Origin of the sequence: Mesorhizobium sp. (assembly GCF_017306585.1) — a bacterium.
GTDB lineage: Bacteria > Pseudomonadota > Alphaproteobacteria > Rhizobiales > Rhizobiaceae > Mesorhizobium.
In genome coordinates, this window is the sequence record NZ_JAFKIC010000228.1 from 1 (window position 1) to 20,745 (window position 20,745).

The 20,745-nt window shown below is 65.2% G+C and carries 20 protein-coding genes; 11 read left to right on the top strand and 9 right to left on the bottom strand.

Annotated elements, in window-relative coordinates; genetic code table 11:
* The coding region (locus J0I79_RS27840) for a hydantoinase B/oxoprolinase family protein (RefSeq protein ID WP_292866933.1) at positions 1-1,187 on the top strand (1,187 nt) is incomplete at its 5' end.
* A gap of 41 nt (positions 1,188-1,228) precedes the next feature.
* Here the strand turns inward: J0I79_RS27840 and J0I79_RS27845 are convergent.
* Positions 1,229-2,113, bottom strand: coding sequence for an SGNH/GDSL hydrolase family protein (locus J0I79_RS27845; RefSeq protein ID WP_292866935.1), 885 nt, complete (start codon positions 2,111-2,113; stop codon positions 1,229-1,231).
* A 279-nt stretch (positions 2,114-2,392) separates the two neighbouring features.
* Between J0I79_RS27845 and J0I79_RS27850 the strand changes: the two genes are divergently transcribed.
* The 4 genes from J0I79_RS27850 (at position 2,393) to J0I79_RS27865 (ending at position 5,176) form a co-directional block, all read left to right on the top strand.
* Complete coding sequence (locus tag J0I79_RS27850; protein WP_292866937.1) at positions 2,393-3,163, top strand: ABC transporter substrate-binding protein; 771 nt, start codon at positions 2,393-2,395, stop codon at positions 3,161-3,163.
* A gap of 64 nt (positions 3,164-3,227) precedes the next feature.
* A complete protein-coding gene (locus J0I79_RS27855; RefSeq protein ID WP_292866939.1) occupies positions 3,228-4,343 on the top strand; it encodes an aminomethyltransferase family protein in 1,116 nt (371 codons plus the stop codon).
* A 57-nt stretch (positions 4,344-4,400) separates the two neighbouring features.
* Positions 4,401-4,607, top strand: coding sequence for a hypothetical protein (locus tag J0I79_RS27860; RefSeq protein WP_292866941.1), 207 nt, complete (start codon positions 4,401-4,403; stop codon positions 4,605-4,607).
* 2 nt (positions 4,608-4,609) lie between these two features.
* Positions 4,610-5,176, top strand: coding sequence for a Fic family protein (locus tag J0I79_RS27865; RefSeq protein WP_292866943.1), 567 nt, complete (start codon positions 4,610-4,612; stop codon positions 5,174-5,176).
* Positions 5,177-5,180: 4 nt separating this feature from the next.
* Here the strand turns inward: J0I79_RS27865 and J0I79_RS27870 are convergent, their stop codons facing one another.
* The 6 genes from J0I79_RS27870 to J0I79_RS27895 all read right to left on the bottom strand — a co-directional run bounded on the left by J0I79_RS27870 (position 5,181) and on the right by J0I79_RS27895 (position 12,290).
* Positions 5,181-5,837, bottom strand: a complete 657-nt coding sequence (locus J0I79_RS27870; RefSeq protein ID WP_292866945.1) for a methionine ABC transporter permease — start codon at positions 5,835-5,837, stop codon at positions 5,181-5,183.
* A complete protein-coding gene (locus J0I79_RS27875; protein ID WP_292866947.1) occupies positions 5,818-6,900 on the bottom strand; it encodes a methionine ABC transporter ATP-binding protein in 1,083 nt (360 codons plus the stop codon). The genes J0I79_RS27870 and J0I79_RS27875 overlap by 20 nt, the downstream gene beginning before the upstream one ends.
* Before the next feature lie 91 nt (positions 6,901-6,991).
* Complete coding sequence (locus J0I79_RS27880; RefSeq protein WP_292866949.1) at positions 6,992-7,846, bottom strand: MetQ/NlpA family lipoprotein; 855 nt, start codon at positions 7,844-7,846, stop codon at positions 6,992-6,994.
* A 237-nt stretch (positions 7,847-8,083) separates the two neighbouring features.
* Complete coding sequence (locus J0I79_RS27885; protein WP_292866951.1) at positions 8,084-9,571, bottom strand: aldehyde dehydrogenase; 1,488 nt, start codon at positions 9,569-9,571, stop codon at positions 8,084-8,086.
* Positions 9,568-10,767, bottom strand: a complete 1,200-nt coding sequence (locus tag J0I79_RS27890; RefSeq protein WP_292866953.1) for a cytochrome P450 — start codon at positions 10,765-10,767, stop codon at positions 9,568-9,570. Before J0I79_RS27890 ends, J0I79_RS27885 begins: the two co-directional genes overlap by 4 nt.
* A gap of 74 nt (positions 10,768-10,841) precedes the next feature.
* Positions 10,842-12,290 carry an APC family permease gene (locus J0I79_RS27895; protein WP_292866955.1) on the bottom strand — a complete coding sequence of 483 codons (1,449 nt, stop codon included), beginning with the start codon at positions 12,288-12,290 and terminating at the stop codon, positions 10,842-10,844.
* A 156-nt stretch (positions 12,291-12,446) separates the two neighbouring features.
* Here J0I79_RS27895 and J0I79_RS27900 point away from each other — a divergent pair, with 156 nt between their 5' ends.
* Genes J0I79_RS27900 through J0I79_RS27925 form a run of 6 tightly spaced genes read left to right on the top strand, consistent with a single transcriptional unit; the run spans position 12,447 to position 18,902 of the window.
* Positions 12,447-13,217: an IclR family transcriptional regulator gene (locus J0I79_RS27900; RefSeq protein ID WP_292866957.1), complete on the top strand. Its 771-nt coding sequence runs from the start codon at positions 12,447-12,449 to the stop codon at positions 13,215-13,217.
* On the top strand, positions 13,214-14,497 hold the full coding sequence (locus J0I79_RS27905) for a Tm-1-like ATP-binding domain-containing protein (protein ID WP_292866972.1): 1,284 nt from the start codon (positions 13,214-13,216) through the stop codon (positions 14,495-14,497). The genes J0I79_RS27900 and J0I79_RS27905 overlap by 4 nt, the downstream gene beginning before the upstream one ends.
* Positions 14,494-15,162, top strand: coding sequence for an HAD-IA family hydrolase (locus tag J0I79_RS27910; RefSeq protein ID WP_292866959.1), 669 nt, complete (start codon positions 14,494-14,496; stop codon positions 15,160-15,162). The genes J0I79_RS27905 and J0I79_RS27910 overlap by 4 nt, the downstream gene beginning before the upstream one ends.
* A gap of 20 nt (positions 15,163-15,182) precedes the next feature.
* Positions 15,183-16,532 carry an aminotransferase class III-fold pyridoxal phosphate-dependent enzyme gene (locus J0I79_RS27915; RefSeq protein WP_292866961.1) on the top strand — a complete coding sequence of 450 codons (1,350 nt, stop codon included), beginning with the start codon at positions 15,183-15,185 and terminating at the stop codon, positions 16,530-16,532.
* A 34-nt stretch (positions 16,533-16,566) separates the two neighbouring features.
* Positions 16,567-17,886 (top strand): aminotransferase class III-fold pyridoxal phosphate-dependent enzyme, encoded by a 1,320-nt coding sequence (locus J0I79_RS27920; RefSeq protein WP_292866963.1) that lies wholly within the window; start codon positions 16,567-16,569, stop codon positions 17,884-17,886.
* Positions 17,883-18,902, top strand: coding sequence for a phosphotransferase (locus J0I79_RS27925; RefSeq protein WP_292866965.1), 1,020 nt, complete (start codon positions 17,883-17,885; stop codon positions 18,900-18,902). The genes J0I79_RS27920 and J0I79_RS27925 overlap by 4 nt, the downstream gene beginning before the upstream one ends.
* 33 nt (positions 18,903-18,935) lie before the next feature.
* Here J0I79_RS27925 and hpaH read toward each other — a convergent pair whose 3' ends face one another.
* Positions 18,936-19,742, bottom strand: a complete 807-nt coding sequence (gene hpaH, locus J0I79_RS27930) for a 2-oxo-hept-4-ene-1,7-dioate hydratase (RefSeq protein WP_292866968.1) — start codon at positions 19,740-19,742, stop codon at positions 18,936-18,938.
* Positions 19,739-20,611, bottom strand: a complete 873-nt coding sequence (locus tag J0I79_RS27935) for a fumarylacetoacetate hydrolase family protein (RefSeq protein WP_292866970.1) — start codon at positions 20,609-20,611, stop codon at positions 19,739-19,741. Before J0I79_RS27935 ends, hpaH begins: the two co-directional genes overlap by 4 nt.
* Between the last annotated feature and the right edge of the window lie 134 nt (positions 20,612-20,745).

The following is a 20,745-nucleotide window of genomic DNA, read 5'->3' on the forward strand; positions in this document are numbered from 1 at the left end:
TGCTTGATCCCGAGATCTACGCCATCATCTGCTCCAACATCCGGGTTGCCGACCAGCGCATCGGCGACATCAGGGCGCAGGCCGCGGCCCTGCTGATCGGCCAGGATCGGCTCAACGGAATCCTGGATCGTTACGGAGATGAAACGGTTACCGAGGCGATCGCCGAACTGCGCCACCGCGCCGCCGAACAGATGCGCGCCAACATCGCGGCCATTCCCGACGGCACCTACCGTTCGCAGGCCTTCGTCGATTCCGACGGGGTGGTGAACGAGCCGCTGACCATCGCGCTTGCGGTCGAGAAGAAGGGCGACACGCTGACCTTCGATTTCTCGGGCTCGTCCAGACCCTGCGCCGGGCCGATGAACAGCGTGCTGGCGACCACCCTGTCGTCGGTCTATCTCGCCATGCGCCACATCTTTCCGGATGTTCCGATCAGCGCCGGCGCCTTCGAGCCGCTCGACGTCAAGCGGCCGGAAGGCACCTTCCTCGACGCCCGCTATCCACGTCCGGTCTCCGGTTGCGCGGCCGAAGTGTCGCAGCGCATCGCCGAGGCGGTGTTCGCCGCCATGGTCCAGGCACTGCCAGACAAGGTCACGGCGGCGCCCGCCGGCTCCAGCGGCAATTTCGCGCTCGGCGGCAGCGATCCCGCGCGCGGCCGCGACTACGTCATGTACCAGATCTCGGGCGGCGGTTACGGCGGCAATTCCGGCCATGACGGTCTGACCAATGGCTGCTCGACCATCGGCATCTCCAAATCGCCGCCGGTCGAGATCATGGAGCAGGCCTTTCCGGTGCTCTACCGCCACTATGCCTTGCGCGAAGGGTCGGGCGGCGCCGGCAAGCATCGCGGCGGCTTCGGCCTTGCCTATGAAGTCGAAATCCTGCGTGGCGAGGCGCGCGCCTCCTTCGTCATGGACCATGGCCGTTTCGGCCCGCAGGGCGCGCTCGGCGGCAGGGACGGCGAGCCCAACAGCGTGTCCGTCTTCCGCGATGGCGAGCAGCATGTGCCGCCGCACCTCTCCAAGGAGCAGGACATCCCGCTGAAGGCTGGCGACCGCGTGCGCGTCGGCACGCCGGGCGGCGGCGGCTACGGCGATCCGCGCGAACGCGACCCCGAACTGGTCGCGCGCGATGTCCGGCTCGGCTATTATACGGCCGAGCAAGCCAGGGATCTGTTCGGGGTGTAGAAGCCGCCCCGCCTGGCTTGGTCGCGGGACGGCGACTGTGCCTAAACTGTCGCCTTCAACAGATCCGCGAATTTCTGCGCGATCTTGGTGAAGCCCGCTGGCGTCGGATGCAACTCGTTGGCCCAGTCGGCCGGTTTCAGCGTTCCCTGCGTGTCGACGAGATGGAAATTGTTGGCGGGCACGCCGGCCAGCCCTTTCACAAGGTCGCGGAACGCCGCCAGCGTGTCATGGATGATGACAGTGCCTTGCGCCACGGTCCAGTTGCAGAAATCGAGCGAAGGTTTGAGCCACGGCCCGGCGCAGGCGGGATGGACGCCGTTCGGGATCGGAAAGTCATAGCAGTGCCCGAAAATCGGCACGCCAGGCGCCACCCGGTCGCGTAGCGCGAACAGGTCGAGATAGCAGGCCTCGATCATGCCGAGCGCCTTGGTGAAACGGTTCTTGTTCAGCCCGGTGGCGTGGCCGTCATTAAAGTCGAGGAAGATGCAGAACTGATCGCCGGCAATGTCGTTGCCGCCGGCCGAGAACAGGATGGCGTCAGGCTTGCCGTCCAGCCAGTTGGCCTTGTTGCGCAGCGCGGCGATCATCCGTTCCTGCTTGGGCAGCGACATCTCGTCGGTCGCGGCATCGCCGTGATGCGCGAGATTGAGGATCGTCGGCGGCGCCGAGCCGATCCGGCGCAGCTGCGCGATCACGTCGGTGTCCGAGAGCGGCAGCCCGTTGCCGGTCAGCGGATAGTCGAACCACGAATCGCCCTGCGCCAGCATCACCAGCGGACGGTTGCTGACGGCCGCCTTAAGCGTGTGGGCGCTGTCGCGCGCCGCGGCCAGCCGCTGGATGTTGGCCTGATGGATGCGCACCCGCTTGGCGATGTCCTCGTCGATGCGCCGCTGCACGGTCTCTTGTACGAATTCCGGCTGATCCATTGTCGCCTTCCTCGGCCGCTGCCGGCACGGCAGCGGATATCCAAATGAAAACAATAGTCTCCAAGTCGACAGAAATGATTACTTTAGCGGATGGGGATATTTACCACGAACTCTGCCGGGCGGGAAAGATACAGGAAGAAATAAAGGCGCTTCGGATGCATCGAATCTTGGCGATCCTGCTAGGGTCACAGCGCCGTGATCGCCATATGACATGTCGTTTCCGTCTCCGTCGGCGGCAGGAAAGCCCGTAGATTTATCCGGCCAACGGAGATCTGGAACATGCGTCTTTTCGGTCGTTTCGTGCTTGCCGCTTCCGTCGCCCTCACGCTCGCCTCGGGCGCCGCCGCCCAGGACAAGCTTCGCATCGGCACTGAGGGCGCCTATCCGCCTTTCAACTATGCCAATTCCGACGGCACGCTGGGCGGCTTCGACATCGATTTGGGGAAGGCGCTATGCGCCGAGATGAAGGCCGACTGCGAGTTCATGGTGCAGGATTTCGATGGCTCCATACCGGCGCTACAGGCCGGCAAGTTCGACGCCATCATCAACATCACCATCACGCCGGAACGCGCCGAGAAGGTCGAGTTCACCCACAAATACTACCAGACGCCGCCAGCCATCGCCGTGCCGAAGGATTCCACCATTGCCGGGACGACCCCGGACGACCTTAAGGGCAAGGTGCTGGGCGTGCAGAGCGCCACCATCCACCAGAACTTCGCCGAGCAGAAATACCAGGGCTCGACCATCAAGGCCTACCCCACCGGTGACGATGCCCGCACCGACATGGCCAACGGCCGGCTCGACGCCATGATGGACGGTTCGATCATCCTGACCGAATGGTTGAAAAAGCCGGACGGGGCATGCTGCAAGCTGCTCGGCACGCTGACGGCCGATCCGGCCATTCACGGCCCCGGTGTCGGCATCGCGCTGCAGAAGGGCAACAAGGCGCTGGCCGACAAGTTCAATGCCGCCATCGACGCGCTGCGCGCCAACGGCAAGTACAAGGAAATCAACGACAGGTACTTCTCGTTCGACGTCTACGGAAGCTGATCCCGATCGAGACTCCTGGCGGCGCCATCCGGCGCCGTCAATCCATGCATTGACGGAGACTATCTTGGCTGAACGGCGTTCCCCCTTTTACAGCAGCATCGTCGGGCTGGGCGCAACCATGGGCCGGGTCGGCGGCAATTTCATCTCGGCCAGGACCTATTCCGGCATCGCCGACGAGCATCTGAACACGCGCGCCAATGTCGGGGTCCAGGACCTCAGCACCATGGGCAAGATGGACATCAAGGGCCCGGAAGCCGAGGCGCTGGTCAACCATGTCATCGTCAACGACGCCGCGGCGATGAAGCCGGGCCAGGTGCGCTACTCCACCGTCTGCCGCGAGGATGGCGGCATCATGGATGACCTCACCGTGTTCCGGCTGGGGCCGGAGCATTTCATGCTGGTGACCGGCTCGGTCAACAGGCTCAAGATGCTGCCCTGGCTCCAGCATCATGCGCACGGCCGTAAGGCCTATGTCACCGACATCACCGCCGCGATCGCTTTCCCGACCATCCAGGGTCCGCGCTCGCGCGACCTTCTGAAATCAATGGTCAGGGAAGCCGACCTCGACGGGTTAAAGCGCTGGGCTTTCACCTCCGGTCTTGTCGGCGACACCAGGGTGCTGATCTCGCGCACCGGCGTCACCGGCGAACTCGGCTTCGAGCTGTTCGTGCCTGCCGACGAGGCGGCCTCGGTCTGGGACGTGCTGATGAAGACGGGGGCGGACTTCGGCCTGAAACCTTATGGCGTGCTGGCCATGTTCACCCTCGGACTGGAAAAGGCCTATCCGGCGCATGGCATCGACATGGACGAGACCCGCACGCCGTTCCATGTCGGGCTCGACCGCTGGATCAGGTTCGACAAAGGCGATTTCATCGGCCGCGAGGCCTTGCTCAAGGTCCGCGACAAGGGTCTCGACGAGCGCTGGACAGGACTGGTCCTCGACGGCGACAAACCGGCCGCGACTGACGCCCGGGTTCTCGCCGATGGCGAGGATGTGGGCATCGTCACCTACAGCTACCACGGCTATTCTCTCGGCAAGGTGCTGGCGACGGCGCATCTCAAATTGCCGGCCACCGCAGTCGGCACCGAACTCAGCATCGCCATCGACGGCAAGCCGGCGCGCGCGGTGGTGGCGCCGATGCCGTTCTTCGATCCGGAGGGAGCAAGGTTGAGGGCGTAGCCCGGCTTGCCAGGAATCGTTTTGGTATCCCCTCCGGGTCCATGGTATGGTATGCGAATGAAGTCTCCCAATTCAAAAATCGTGCGTTCAGCGAAGATGGGTCATTTTGTGCTGACGAGAGCCCGTGGCGAGAAAATCAGCGCGGTCGAAGGTCTGAAGCTGTCACCTCGCATGGCCCAGATACTCAACCACAGTATGCGGCAGGGGCTGTCCGGCGACGAACGGCGCTCACTCATCAAGGAAGAAATCCGCAAAAAGAAATAAGCTTGGTCTACGCCGCCCAGTTCGATCCGCTCTGCTACCCTGGCACCACCGTGCTCATCAATCTGTTGGATATTCGAGACCAAGATGAGCTTGATGAGGTCGAGCTCGCTCTGTTCTTGGTGCGTGCTGACGAGCCCCTACCGGCGGGCGAGCTTGATTACACTCATTATCTCGGCTTGCACCGGCACCTGTTTCAAGACGTGTATGCTTGGGCAGGTCAGCCGCGAACCATCCGCATTGGCAAAGGCGGTAACTGGTTCTGCTATCCGGAGCACATCGCAAGCGAAATGGCGCGGGTGTTCCGTGAACTCGGCAATCCCGATGACCTGGCGGACCTCGATAGCGTCGGCTTTGCTGGGCACGTGGCCCATATCGTCGCCGAGATCAATGCCGTGCATCCGTTTCGTGAGGGCAACGGCCGCACTCAACTCACATTTCTCGCGATGCTGGCGGAGCACGCAGGCTTCTCGTTCAACGCCGACATCCTTGAACGAGATCGCGTTATTCAGGCCATGATTGACAGTTTCAGCGGCTCAGAAGCGCCATTGCAGGCGCTCACTCACCCGTAGACCCTCACCCCCGCCGATCCAACCTCGCCACCAGCCTGTCGCCCACCCACTGGATGCCGCAGACCAGGATGATCAGCACCACGACCACCGCGATCATGACTGACGTCTCGAATCGCTGGTAGCCGTAGCGGATGGCGAGGTCGCCGAGCCCGCCGGCGCCGATCGCGCCGGCCATGGCCGAGGCGCCGACCAGGGTCACCAAAGTCACGGTGAAGCCGGCGACGATGCCGGGCAGCGCTTCCGGCACCAGCACCTCACGAATGATCGTCCAGCGGTTGCCGCCCATGGCGCGCGCCGCCTCGATCAGGCCATGGTCGACCTCGCGCAGCGACACTTCGGCGATGCGCGCGTAATAGGGCGTGGCGGCGATCGACAGCGGCACGATGGCCGCCCATGTGCCGATCGAGGTGCCGACGATCAGCCGCGTCACCGGGATCAGCGCCACCAGCAGGATGATGAAGGGCACCGAGCGGAAGCCGTTGATGACAGCGCCGAGGACACGGTTGACCCACAGGTTCTCGGCGATACCGCCACGTTCGGTCGCGATCAGGGCCAGCCCGAGCGGCAGGCCGAAGACGAGCGAGATGAGGCCGGAGGCGGCCGTCATCAGCACCGTCTCCCAGATCGACCGCAATAGAAGCTCAAACAGGATCGGCGACATGGCCAAGCACCTCCACCCGCGCCTGGCGGGCCTTCAGGAATGCGATGACGTCCGCGAGGTGCTTTGCATCGCCGCCGGGGACGGACAGGAACAGCGTGCCCACCGGCTGCTGCTGGATGTGGTCTATGCCGCCATGGACGAGGCGGAAGGCGCCCGGGACAGAGGTGGCAAGGTCGGACAGCAGCGGGCCGCTCGCGGCCTCGCCGGCAACATCGATACGCAGGATCGTCTCCGCGCCGGCCGCCGGCAACAGCCGGGCCGAGAGTTCGGCCGGCAGTTGCGGCCGGATGGTACCAAGCAGGCGCTTTGTGATGTCGGAATGGGGATCGGCGAAGACCGACCAGACCGGGCCTTGCTCGACGATGCGCCCGGCATCGATCACCGCCACGCGGTCGGCGATCGAGCGGATCACTTCCATCTCATGCGTGATCAATAGGATCGTCAGGCCAAGCCGCCGGTTGATGTCTTTCAGCAAGGCAAGGATGGACCGTGTCGTCTCCGGATCGAGCGCCGAGGTCGCTTCGTCGGACAACAGCAGCGCCGGCCGGGCGGCAAGTGCGCGGGCGATGCCGACACGCTGCTTCTGGCCGCCCGACAGCGAGGCCGGATAGGCCTTTGCCTTCTCCGATAGGCCGACAAGCTCAAGCAACTCAGCCGCTCGTGCCAGCCGCTCGGCCTTCGGCCGCCCCTCGATCTTCAGCGGCAGCGCGACATTGTCCTCGACGGTCTTGGCCGACAGCAGGTTGAAGTGCTGGAAGATCATGCCGATGCGCCGGCGCAGCGGCTGCAGGTCGCGCTCGCCGAGCCGGCTGATCTCGCGGCCCTCGATGAAGACCTCGCCGGAATCCGGCCGCTCCAACCCGTTCAGGCAGCGGATCAGCGTCGACTTGCCGGCGCCGCTGCGGCCGATGATGCCGAGGATCTCGCCCTTGCGGACCGTCAGCGAAATGCCGTCGAGCGCCGCCGTGGCGCCGAAGCGGCGTTTCAGATCGACAAGACGCACCACGTCCTGCGGCGGCGCCTGGCTCCCGGCCTCGGCGGTTGCGGTGAAATGCTGGTTCATGCGCGGTTCCCGAAATGCGATCGCGGCCCGCGCGTTAAGCGCGGACCGCTGCGTTTCTGTTGTCCATCGGCGCGCCTCGGCGCGGATGGTCTCAGTAGGCGCTGAGGCCGGTGCCCTTGTAGACCTTGTCGAACTCGGCCTTGACCGCTTCGTTCTGGTAGGACGCGACCAGCGTCTTCACCCAGGCCTCGTTCTCATTGCCGACCTTCACGGCGATGAAGTTGCGGTAGGGATTGTCGGCGATCGGCTCCTGCGCGATCCGGTTTTCCGGGGTCAGGCCGCTTTTCAGCGCCCAGTCGGTGTTGACGACGGCGGCGTCGAGATCTTCGACCGAGCGCCCGACGATGCCGGCGTCCAGTTCCTTGATTTCCACCTTCTTCGGGTTTTCCGCGATGTCGGCGGTGGTGGCGAGAATGCCGGTGCCGTCCTTCAGCTTGATCACGCCTTCGTTCTGCAGCACGCGCAGCGCCCGTCCCTCATTGGACGGATCGTTCGGTACGCCGATGACAGCGCCCTCGGGCAGGTCGGCGACCTTCGTGAACTTCTTGGAGTAGAGGCCGATCGGCCAGACGCCGGTGTAGCCTACGCGCACGATGTGGTAGCCCTGCGTCTTGATCTGGTTGTCGAGATAGGGCTGGTGCTGGAAGGCATTGGCATCGATCTCGCCGCGCTCCAGCGCCTCGTTGGGCTGGGTGTAGTCGTTGAACACGACAGGCTCGATGGTGAGGCCCTTCTCGGCGGCCTGTGCGACGACCACGCGCCAGACGTCTTCGTCCTCGCCGCTGATGATGCCGACCTTGATCGCCTTCTTGTCCTCGGCGAAGGAGGCGTGCGGCGCCATCAGGCTGCCGACGGCGACGGCGGACGCGAACAGCAGAGCAAGGCCGTTTCGCCGGTTGATGGTTGACCTTGGGGAAGAAGACAAAGTTTTGTTGACGTCGGACATGTCTGAATCTCTGCGTTTGTGAAGTCACAGCAGCAAGGCGGGTTGCCTAGGCTTGGCCACATCGTCAGAAATTCTATCGATTTTATCAAAGAACGAGTTTCGATCCTCTCATCGCAGCCGGGAATATTCTCTCAAAATTTTCGACATCGGGAGCACAGACATCGTTGAACCGTCCGCGGCGAGGCGGACGATCCGATATCGTTGTGACGGTTGGGCCTTTAACCAAGTCCCAGAGATTCAGAGCGCGATCCAGGCGGTCTTCAACTCCAGATACTTCTCCAGCGCGTGCAGCGACTTGTCGCGGCCGAAGCCGGATTGCTTGACGCCGCCGAGCGGCACGGTGATGTCGGCGCCGCCATAAGTGTTGACGTGAACGACGCCGGCATTGATGGCCCGCACCATGCGGTGCGCCGTGGAGAGGTTCGACGTCCACACCGCCGAGGCAAGCCCGTAGACGGTGGCGTTGGCAAGCCGTACCGCCTCTTCTTCCGTGTCGAAGCGCATGACGCCCAGCACGGGCCCGAACACTTCCTCGCGGGCAAGCTGCATCTGCTCGGTCACATTCTCGAAGATGGTAGGCGCCATGTAGCTGCCGCCGGTCTCGGCGAGAATCCGTTCGCCGCCAGTGACCAGCCTTGCGCCTTCCTCCGCCGCCTTGGCGACGAAGCCGAGATTCTTGTCGAGTTGTTCAGCGCTCGACACCGCGCCGACGTCGCTCTTGAGATCGAGCGGGTCGCCGACCTTCAGCCGCGTGGTTGCCGACAGAAGCTCCTCCATGAAGCGGTCATAGACCGAGGCCTGGACAAGCAGGCGCGAGCCGGCGACGCAGACCTGGCCGGAATTGCGGAAAATGCCGTTGGCCGAGACCACCGCCGCTTGGCGGAGATCCGGCGCGTCGGCGAAGACGATGTTGGGCGACTTGCCGCCGAGTTCGAGAAAGACGCGCTTGAGATTGGAGCGGGCGGAATAGTCGAGCAGCCGGCGGCCGACCGGCCCCGAGCCGGTGAAGGCGATGGCGTCGACATCCATGTGCAGGCCGAGCGCCTCGCCGGTGACCGAGCCACGGCCGGTGACGACATTGAGCACGCCGGCGGGCAGTCCGGCCTCGGCGGCGAGTTCGGCCAGCCGCAGCAGCGTCAGCGAAGCGATCTCCGGCGGCTTGACCACCACGCAATTGCCTGATGCCAGCGCCGGCGCGATCTTCCAGGCGCCGATCATCAACGGGAAGTTCCATGGCACGATGACGCCGACGACGCCAAGCGGCTCCTTGTGGATCAGCCCCAGCACGTTGTCGGCCGTCGGCGCGATCTCACCATAGACCTTGTCGATCGCCTCGGCGTAGTAGCGGAAGGTACCGGCCGCCGACAGCGGCTCGGCCTTGTAGGCCATGCCGATCTCGGTGCCGTTGTCGCGCACGCCGAGCACCGCCAGCTCGTCGACATGCCTTTCGATCAGTTCGGCGAGCTTCGTCAGCACCTTCTTGCGGACAGCCGGTGCGGCGCGCGACCAGGAACCCTTCTCGAACGCCTTGCGCGCCGATCCGACGGCGCGATCGACGTCGGCGGCGTTGCCGTCGGCGATGCTGGCGAAGGCGCGGCCGTCGATCGGTGAGATCACCGGCAGGCTCTCGCCGCTCGTTCCCGCCGACTGCGCGCCATCGATGAACAGTCCGCGCGCTCCGATCTCGGCCTTGCGCAGCGTATCGATGGAATTCTGACTGATCATGGGGAACCGGCTCCGAAACTGACATGCAATGTGGTGGGCGCCCGGAATTCCCAGCCGCGGAACACCGGCTCCTTGCCGGGCACGAGCCTGAGATCGGGGAATCGTTCGAGCAGAAGCCTTACCGCAAGGCACATCTGCTCGCGCGCGAAAAACCGGCCGGAACAGAAATGATGGCCGAAGCCGAAGGCGGCATGATTGCCTTCGTCGCGGGTGATGTCGAAACGGTCCGGGTCGCTGAAGCGGCTCTCGTCGCGGCTGGCGGAGGAGACGAGCGCGGCGATCGGCGCGCCGGCGGGGATGGTCGCTCCGCCGAGCTCGACCTCGCGCGTCGTCTCGCGCGTCTGCGTGCCGATGGGCGCTACCCAGCGCAGGCCTTCGTCGACCGCCTTGGGCACGAAGGTATCGGGATCGTCGAGCACCTGCCGCAACTGGTCGGGGTTCCTCAACAGGCCGACAAGGATCGAGCCGGCGCCATGGCCCGGCTCCTGCATGCCGCCGAGCAGGATCACCTTGATGGTCGGCATCAAGAGGTCGATCGAGCGGGTCTGTCCCTCCGGCATGCCGTCATGCAGCATGTGCGACAGCGCCGAGCCGTCGCGCTCGCGGGCCAGCCTGCGCAGCGTCGGCGACACGGCATCGCCGACCTCGGCGCCGATGGCGTCGGCGATTTCCTGCCGCTTCGGATCGTTTTCGAAATTGATCGCGCCCTGGGCCAGCCCATAGAACCAGCGCCGCAAGGTCGGCATGTCGATGTCGGTAAGCCCGAGCGAGCGGGCCAGGCTGAGCGTCGACACCGGTTCGAAGTAGTCGGCCATCAGTTCGGCCGAGCCGTTTCTCGCGATCTCGTCGAGATAGGGTTCGGCGATCGAGCGCACGAGATCGCCGGCATAGGAAGCGACGGTGCGCGGCCGGTATTTCGGATCGACGCCCTGGCGCAGGTCCTTGTGGACCTCGCCATCGCTGGTTAGGATCGTCGGCTTGCCGAAGGAGCGCTCGACGGGCGACACGCCCGCGCGCACGATCGCCGAGAAGATGTCCGGCGACTTCGCCACCAGTTCGACGTCCTTCCAGCGGGTGACGAACCACAGATTGACCGAGGGCACGAAGGCGACCGGCGCGCTGCGCCTCAATTCGGCGTAGATCGGATAGGGGTCCGCCTCCAGCGCCTCGACGGTGATGTTTTCGGCAAAGCTCAAGGCCGCCACTCCCTTAAAGGTGGAAGGGCGGCGCGTTACGCCGCCCCGGTTGGGCTCTCGGTACGGTTCTTGGCTCAGTCCTTCAGCGGCAGGCCGAGGCTTTCGAAGGCGACGGGATCCCGCCCCTTCAGGGCTGCGGCCAGCAGCAGGCCGATCACGGCCGCGATCAGCACCAGGCCAGGCAGGAACACGCCGAGGAAGCCGCCGGCGCCCGACAGGCTGCCGAAATTGATGACGATCAGATAGATGATGATGACGAAGGCGATGAAGGTTAGCCCGGGCAGGAGGGTGGTTTTCACGGCATTTTCCTTCGCCGAGGGGTTGGCGCGGAAATACATCACCACCGCCAGCGAGGCGACCGCCATCATTACGATGACGCCGAGCGTCGCGACATTGGTCAGCCAGGAGAACAGCGCCAGCACCGGATCGAGCCCGAGCACGGCGAACAGGCCGACGACGACGGCCGCCAGCACGCTCTGGATCACCGAGGCGACATGCGGGCTCTGGTGCGCCGAATGCGTCACGCCGATCGACTTGGGCAGCAGCTTCTCGCGGCCCGAAACGTAGATGTAGCGGGCGACAGCGTTGTGGAACGCCAGCACGCCGGCGAACAGGCTCGACACGAACAGGATGCTCATCGCGTGGGTCAGCACCGTTCCGGCGTAGCGGTCGGACAGGCCGAACAGGAAGGTGGTCGGATCCTGCAGGCCCTGCAGGGCGGGCAGCAGCTTGTCGACGCCGGCGCCGACCGCCATCAGCCAGGCCGTGATCATGTAGAAGAGGCCGATGAGCAGCACCGAGAAATAGGTGGCGCGCGGAATGGTGACCTTGGGGTCACGGGCTTCCTCGGCATAGATAGTCGTCGCCTCGAAGCCGATGAAGGCGGCAAAGCAGAACAGGATGGCGATGGCCGGCGCGCCCGACATGATCTGGCTCCAAGTGAAGGGAGCGGCCGACAGGCCGCTGTCGCCGCCGGTCTTGAGGATGGTGAGGTCGAGGATCAGCACCACGGCATATTCGCAAAGAACCAGCACCGTCAGGATCTTGGCCGACAGGTCGACCTGGCGGTAGCCGAGCACGGCGACAATGGCGATGGCGAGGAAACTCCACACCCACCATGGCAGGTTGATGCCCCAGCCGGCGAACAGGCCGGAGGTCGCCGCGCCCAGCAGGCCCATGACGCCGATCTGCATGGCATTGTAGGACAGGATGGCGATCAGCGCGGTGGCGCCGCCGGCAAGGCCGCCGAGGCCGCGCGCGGCATAGGCATAGAAGGCGCCGGCATTGCCGACATGGCGCGACATGGCGACATAGCCGACCGCGAACAATAGGAGCAGCACCGTCACGATCAGATAGGTGCCGGCAAAGCCGGCGCCGTTGCCCATCAGCATGCCGAGCGGGGTGCCGCCTGCCACCGCGGTAAGGGGCGCCGCCGCCGAGATCACCATGAAGGTGATGGCGCCGACGCCGAGACTGTTCTTGCGCAGCCTGTTGGCCGGCGCCTGTTCCGAAACTGCAGACATTGGTCCCTCCTGTTCACCGGCCGAATGGCCTGTCCCATGCGCTCTGGATATCGGTTCATTATTTGAACCATTATTTTGAATATAGACTTGCAAACAAAGCCGCTTCCTGTCAAGTTAATTCACACGTTAAATGATTGCCCGATCCAGGAGGATGCATTGGGTACGGTCGGCAAGGCGATTTCACTTCTGGAACTGTTCAGCGTGGCCGAGCCGGAGCTCGGTCTGTCCGACCTGTCGCGGCGGTCGGGCTTCGACAAGGCGACGACTCGGCGCCTGCTGGTCGCCCTGACCGGCCATGGTTTCGTCGAGCAGGACGCCGGCACGCGGCACTATCGGCTCGGCGCCGGTCTTTCCCGGCTGGCCCGCATCCGCGAGGCACGCTTCCCTTTCCTGCAGACAGCGGTGCCGCTGGTGCGGGAACTGGCGACCGCCACCGCCGAGACCGTGCATCTGTCGGAATTCGGCATCGACAGGCTGGTCACCGTCCATGTCGAGCATCCCGCCCGGGCGAACCGGGTCAATGTCGATATCGGCCAGCTTCTGCCGCTGCATTCGACCGCTTCCGGCATCGCCTACATGGCCTTTGCCAGGGATGAGGCGGTCAGGGCATGCCTGGCCGGTCCGCTCGATGCCTTCACGGCGCACACGCTGGTCGAGCCCGCCGCGATCGCCCGCTCCATGGATGAGGCGCGCGTGCGCGGCTATTCGATCTGCGATCAGGGCCTGGAAGAAGGCGTCATATCGGTCGCGGCGGCAATCCTGGCGGCGGACGGCTTCGCCCTCGGTACGATCGCTGTGGCGGCGCCCAAGGCAAGAACGGCGGCGGCCGACATCGCGCAGCGCGGCCTTGCCGTGATGGCCGCGGCACGCGAGATTTCCATGCGCCTCAATGGCGACAACCTGCAAATCCTGAGGAGGCAGGCCTGATGTCTGCAACGGCAACGCCCCGCATCCTGGTCATCGGCACCGGTGACACCAAGGCAGACGAACTGCTGTTCATGAAAGCCTGCATCGAGGCATCGGGCGGCAGCGCGGTGATGATGGATGTCAGCGTGCTCGGCAATCCGCCCTACAGTCCCGATCACGACAAGCACGCCGTGGCGCGCGCCGTCGACGTGACGATCGACGAGATCGTCGCCAGCGGCGACGAGAACACCGCCATGACTCTGATGGCCGGCGGCGCCGTACAACTGGTGCGCAAGCTGCATCAGGCCGGTGAGATCGACGCCTTCATCGCCATTGGCGGCTCCATGGGAACTGACCTGGCGCTCGACGTCGCGCTCAGCTTGCCGCTCGGCGTGCCGAAATTCGTCGTCTCCACCATCGCCTATTCGCACCTGATCCCGCCCGAGCGGGTCGCGCCCGACCTGATGATGATTCTCTGGGCGGGCGGCCTCTACGGCCTCAACGCCATTTGCAAGCTGGTCCTGTCGCAGTCCTGCGGCGCCGTTGTCGGCGCGGCGAAAATCGTGCTTGCCTCCCGCGCTTCCGAGCCGGCAACCGGTCCGACCATCGGCATGACCTCGCTCGGCAGTTCCTGCCTGCGCTACATGAAGACGTTGAAGCCGGCGCTGGAGCGGCGCGGCTACGATGTCGCCGTCTTCCACACCACTGGGATGGGCGGCCGCGCTTTCGAATCGATCGCCGGCCAGGATCATTTCTGCGCCGTGTTCGATTTCAGCCTGCAGGAGATCACCAACCATCTGGCCGGTTCCGTCGTCAGTTCCGGCAAGGACAGGATGGAGAATGCCGGCGCCCGTGGCATTCCGCAGATCGCCGCGCCCGGCGCGGTCGACATGGTCGACCTGCCGACCTGGCAGGATTTGCCGGCTAAGTTCTCTGCTCGGCCGTTCCACGCCCACAACAGGCTGATCGCCTCGGTCACCGTCGATGCCGACGACCGCCGCGAGGTCGCCAGGACCATCGCCGCCAAGCTCGGCGCCTCGAAAGGCCGCTCCGCCTTCATCCTGCCGTCGGCCGGCATCCAGGAATGGGACATGCAGGGCGAGCCGCTCTATGAACCGGAAGCGCTGGCGGCCTTTGTCGACGAGATGCGCAATTCCATCCCCGGCGGGATCGAATTCCACGAGATCGACGCGCATATCAACAGCGACGGCTTTGTCGCCAAGGCGCTTGAGATTTTCGACCGCTGGGTCGAGGAGGGCATCATCCCGCGCGGCATTCCGGCCAAGGGAGTGGCCGCGTGAGCGCTCCTGCCGCCCAGGCCCTGGTTCTCGATTTCGGCGGGGTCGTCACCCGCACCCTGTTCGAAACCCATGCCTTGACCGAACAGGCGCTCGGCCTGAAGCCGGGCACGTTGCAATGGCGCGGGCCGTTCGATCCCGACAGCGATCCGCTGTGGCGTTCGATGCAGGCCGACAAGATCAGCGAGCGCGACTATTGGCGAACGCGCACGGAAGAAGTCGGCCGGCTCGTCGGCGAGGACTGGCAGGCCATGGAAACCTTTGTCCAGCGCGCGCGGGGCGCCGAGCCGGAAAAGGTCGTGCGGCCCGAGGCCGACCGCGCCATCCGCGCCGTCCATGCGGCTGGATTTCGCCTGGCGATCCTGTCCAACGAGCTCGACCTTTTCTATGGCGCCGATTTCCGCCGCAGGCTGCCGTTGCTCGGCCTGTTCGAGGTGATCGTCGATGCCACCTACACCGGCATCCTCAAGCCGGATCCGCGCGCCTACGGCTTCGTCACCGAAGCGCTCGGCCTGCCGGCGGGCGCTTGCGTGTTCGTCGACGATCAGTTGCGCAATGTCGAGGGCGGCCGCGCCGCCGGCATGCGCACTGTTCATTTCGACGTTGCCCGGCCAGCCCATTCCTATGCCGAGGCCCTCGGCCATTTCGACCTCGTTCCAGCTGCCTGAACTCTTTGCGGAGCCTTGTGATGCGCGACATCAATTTCCTGACCGAAACCAACGCCAAGCCGATCTGGCATCCGATGGCGCATCCGGCCGAGATGCGGGCCAACCCGCCCAAGGTGATCATGAAGGGCGAGGGGGCGATGGTCACCGATATCGCCGGCAACACCGTGCTCGATGCGGTCGGCGGCCTGTGGAACGTCAATCTCGGCTACAGCTGCGATCCCATCAAGAAGGCGATCGCCGACCAGCTCGGCGCGCTGCCCTACTATTCCGGCTTTCGCGGCACTTCGACCGGGCCGTCTATCGAGCTCGCCTATGAACTCTCCGAATGGTTCGCGCCGGAGGGCATGGTGCGCACCTTCTTCACCTCGGGAGGCTCGGATTCGGTCGAAACCGCGCTGCGGCTGGCGCGGCAATACTGGAAGATCCGCGGCCAGGGCGACCGCACCAAATTCCTGGCTCTGAAGAAGGGCTATCACGGCACCCATTTCGGCGGCGCTTCGGTCAACGGCAACGCCAATTTCCGCCGCAACTACGAGCCGCTGCTGCCGGCCGTCTTCCACATTCCGGCACCCTGGACCTTCCGCAATCCTTTCGATGAGACCGATCCGGCGCGGCTGGCGAAGCTCTGCGCCAAGGCGCTGGAGGACGAAATCGCCTTCCAGGGCGGCGATACCATCGCGGCCTTCATCATGGAGCCGGTTCTCGGAGCCGGCGGCGTCATCGTCCCGCATGAGAGCTTCATGCCGCTGGTGCGCGAAATCTGCGACCGCCACGAGATCTTGCTGATCGCTGACGAAGTGGTCACCGGCTTCGGCCGCACCGGCGAATGGTCGGGCTCACGCCTGTCCGGGGTGAAGCCGGATTTCATGACCATCGCCAAGGCGATCACCTCGGGCTATTTCCCGCTCGGCGCCACGCTGATCGGCGCCAAGGTGGCCGATGTGTTCGAGGCCGACAAGACCAGCTTCGGCGCCATCGGCCACGGCTACACCTATTCCGGCCACCCGGTCGGTTGCGCTGCGGGCCTGGCGGCGCTGACCGAGACCAAACGGTTGCGCCTCAACGAGAACGCCGCCGCGCGCGGCGTGGAACTGGCGGCGGTATTGGAAGGGCTGAAGGCCAAACACGCCATCGTCGGCGATGTCAGGTACAAGGGCCTGATGGCGGCGCTGGAGCTGGTTTCCGACCGCGCGACGAAGAAACCTACCGACAAGAAGACCATGGGTGTCGTGTCGGAGGCCGCCTACGAAGCCGGCGTCATGCTGCGCGTCTCCGGCAACAACATCATCCTGTCGCCGCCGCTGATCATCACCGCCGCCGATGTGGCCAGGATCGGCGAAGCGCTGGATGCCGGGCTGGCCAGGGCCTGATGGTTTCGGCGACGCAAAGGAGTATCGACGGGAAATGACCCTTTCGCAGAAAAACCGGGAATCTCAGCCGGCTCAGGAAACGCTGATCGGCAGGCGCGGGCGCCTGCTCGGCGCGAAATCGCAACTCTTCTATGACGAGCCGGTGCACCTGGTGCGCGGCGAGGGCGTCTGGCTGCATGACGCCGACGGCCGCAAATATCTCGACGCCTACAACAATGTTGCCCATGTCGGTCACTGCCACCCGCATGTGGTGGAGGCGCTGTACCGGCAGGCGAGCCTGCTCAACACCCACACGCGCTATCTGCACACCGCCATTCTCGACTATGTCGAGCGTCTGACCGCGACCTTCGACGCCAGCCTCACCACCGCTATCCTCACCTGCACCGGCAGCGAGGCCAACGACATCGCATTGCGCATGGCCCAGGCGGCTTCTGGCCAGATGGGCATCATCGCCACCGACGCCACCTACCACGGCAACACCACCGCGGTTTCGCAACTCTCGACACGCATGCCCCCGGTCGGTGGCCGCGCTCCCTATGTCAGGCTGGTGCCGGCGCCCGACAGCTTCCGCCATCCCGAGGCGATGGCCGATGGCAGGGCCTTTGGCGATGCGGTGCGCGAAGCGATCGCCTCGCTGGCCAGGGATGGCATCGGTCTTTCCGGCATGATCCTGTGCCCGATGCTTGCCAATGAAGGGTTCCCGACACTGCCAGGCGGCTTTTTCGACGACGCCATATCGGCCGTGCGCGAGGCGGGCGGCCTGATCATATCAGACGAAGTGCAGCCCGGCTTCGGCCGCACCGGCAGCCATTTCTGGGGCCACCAGCGCGCCGGCTTCGTCCCCGACATCGTCACCATGGGCAAGCCGATGGGCAATGGCCATCCGGTCGCGGCCGTGGTCACCACGACGAAGATTCTGGCGACCTTCCGCGACGCCTTTCGCTACTTCAACACTTTTGGCGGCAATCCGGTCTCCTGCGCGGTCGCCAACGCGGTTCTCGATGTGCTGGAAGACGAAGCACTCGTCGCCAATGCGCGTGATGTCGGCGCCTACGCGCTCGACCGGCTGCGCCCGCTGGCCGACCGGCATGCCTTCATCGGTGAGGTCAGGGGCGCCGGGCTGTTCTTCGGCGCCGAACTAGTCCGCGACCGCGAGACCCGCGAACCGGCCCCCGACACCGCCGGGCGCGTCATCAATGCCATGCGCGATCGCGGCGTGCTGATGGGCAAGACCGGCATCCATGGCAATGTGCTCAAGATCCGCCCGCCCATGCCGTTTTCCCGCGACAATGCCGACCTTCTGATCGACACGCTCGGGCAGGTGCTTGATGAAGTCGCCGGAGCTTCCGCGTGAACGCGGACACGCTGCGATCCGAGCCCGAGACTGCGGCTGACGTCACCGAACTTGCGCGCGATGCGCTGGCTCATTGGGGCGTCCATGGCGGTGAGCCGGAGCTGCTCAAATACCGCGAGAATGCCGTGTTCCGGGTCCGGCTGGCTGATGGCCGGCCGGCAGCCTTGCGCATCCACCGGCTTGGCTATCACACGGATGCCGCTCTGCGCTCGGAACTGCAATGGATGGCTTTTCTGCGGTCCACGGGTATTGCCACGCCGTCCCCCGTACCGACGCGGGCTGGCGAGCTGTTGGTACCTGTCAGCATCGGTTCCGCGCCGCCGCGCCAGGTCGATTGCCTGAGCTGGCTCGAGGGCCGGGCCGTGGGTGCGCGCGGCGTGCCGCTCGGCTACACGGACGAACGGGCAAGACAGGTCTTCACGTCACTAGGGCAAACAATCGCGCGCATGCACAATGCCGCCGCCGGCTGGGCGCCGCCTGCCGGCTTCGTTCGTCATGCCTGGGATTTCGACGGCTTCTTCGGCGCGAACCCGAATTGGGGGCGGTTCGAGACCTGCCCGTTTCTGGACGATGCCACGCGCGAGCTGGTTCACCGCGCCCACGGCAAGGCGGTCGAGGCCCTGTCGCGGCATGAGCGCGGCGCGCGCAATTTCGGCCTGATCCATGCCGATCTGGTGCGCGAGAACGTGCTGGTCGACGGCGAGGCCATCCAGATCATCGACTTCGACGATTGCGGCCATGGCTGGCACGTCTACGATCTGGCCGTCGCGCTCTACCAGAATCGCGAGGAGGCGATCTATCCGCTGATCGAGGCGGCGCTGATCGAGGGCTACCGGCGGGAACGCGAGCTGACTCGCGACGACGTCGCGGCCCTGCCGCTGTTCTCGGCGCTGCGCGCCTTCGCCTTCCTGGGCTGGGTGCAGAGCCGCGTCGAGGGCGACATCACACGGGAAACGGGCATGCGCATTTCCACCATCGCCGCCGGCGTGGTGGCGGCCTATCTGCACGGCGAGTGAGCCGCCCTCGGCCGGCCGGATCCTGCCGTCCGCTCAATTCCGCGCGAAATGGATGCTGACCGTGCCCGAGGTGCCGAAATCGGCGACGATCGTGTCGCCCGGACGCGCCTCGACCGGGCGCACGAAGGAGCCCGACAGCACCACCTCGCCGGCCGCGATCGACATGCCGTAATTGGCAAGCCGGTCCGCCAGCCAGGCGATGCCCATGGCCGGATGGTTGAGAACGCCGGCGCCGAGCCCGGTCTCCTCGACCTCGGCGTTGCGCGAGACGATGGCGCCGATCCAGCGCATGTCGGCCTCATCGGGCCGCTGCGGCCGCCCGCCGATGACGATGCCGGCATTGGCGGCATTGTCGGAGATCGTATCGAAGAAGGTGCGGACCTTCTTCGTCTCGGCATTGACGCGCTCGATGCGCGTATCGAGGATTTCGAGCGCCGGCGTGATGTAGTCGGTGGCGTTGAGTACGTCGAAAATGGTGACGCCCGGGCCCTTGAGCGGCGCCTTCATGACGAAGGCGATCTCGGCCTCGACGCGCGGCTGGATAAACCGGCCGGCGGGAATCGTCGCGCCGTCGTTGAAGAACATGTCGTCGAACAACACGCCGGAATCCGGCGTGTCGATAGCCAGCGCGTATTGCATCGCCTTGGAGGTGAGGCCGATCTTCCAGCCCTTCGGCTTCAGGCCGGCATCGATCTTGCGGTTCACCAGCGCCGCCTGCACGCGATAGGCGTCCTCCATCGTCGCATCGGGAAAATCCAGGCTGAGCAGCCGGATCTGGCGGCGCGAGCGCTCGGCCTCGAACAGCCGGCTGGCGGCGTCTTCCACTTGGCTTGGGGTCATGCGTTTGCCTCGTCGATAACGCCGTTTCTCAACACGCCGATGCCGTCGGCCTCGACCTCGATCACGTCGCCCGGCTTCAGCCAGACCGGCGGGTCGAAACGGGCGCCGGCGCCGGTCGGCGTGCCGGTGACGATGATATCGCCCGGCACCAGCGTGGTGAAGGTCGAGATGTAGTTGATGATCTTGCGGAAGGAAAAGATCATCCGGCCGGTGCGGTCCTGCTGGCGCACCTCGCCGTTGACGCGGGTGGTGAGTGCGATGTCGGCGATCTGGGCTTCGTCGCTGAACGGCACCAGCCACGGCCCGATCGAGCCGGTGCGGTCGAAATTCTTGCCTTGCGTGACGTTGAACTTGGCGTGCCGCACCCAGTCGCGAATAGTGCCTTCATTGCACAGCGACAGAGCCGCGATGTGGCCGAGCGCGTCGGCCTCGGCGATGCGGCGCCCTCCCTTGCCGATGACGATGACGATCTCGCCTTCATAGTCGAGCTGCGGCGATTCCGGCGGCCGCACCAGCGCGGTGCCATGGCCGACGAAGGAACGGGGAAACCGGATGAACAACGAGGGGTTGGAAGGGGCCGCCTGGCCATCCTTGTACTCCTCGTTGCGGTCCGGATAGTTGACGCCGACGCAGATGATCTTTTCGGGCGACGGGATGGGGATGTCGTAGGCGATGGCGTCGAGCGGAAAGTCGGGGGCGAGCGCCTCCGCCTCTTCAGCCAGTCGCCGCAGGGCGCCGGCTTCGATCACCTCGCGCAGGGACGACCACTCGTTGTGGCGGGCCGAAAGGTCGATGACTCCCCTCTCCATGATGGCGCCGTAGCGTCTCTTGCCGCCGGCGGTGAAGGTGGCGAGGCGGGGGGTGGTCATGCTGCGGCTCCGCGGTTGGCATTGTGGGATGCCGATGAGGTGTGCGCTCTACGGCGCCCCCCTCTGTCCTGCCGGACATCTCCCCCACGAGGGGGGAGATTGGCAGCGTCGACCCCTGCGCCTTTTTCTTCGAT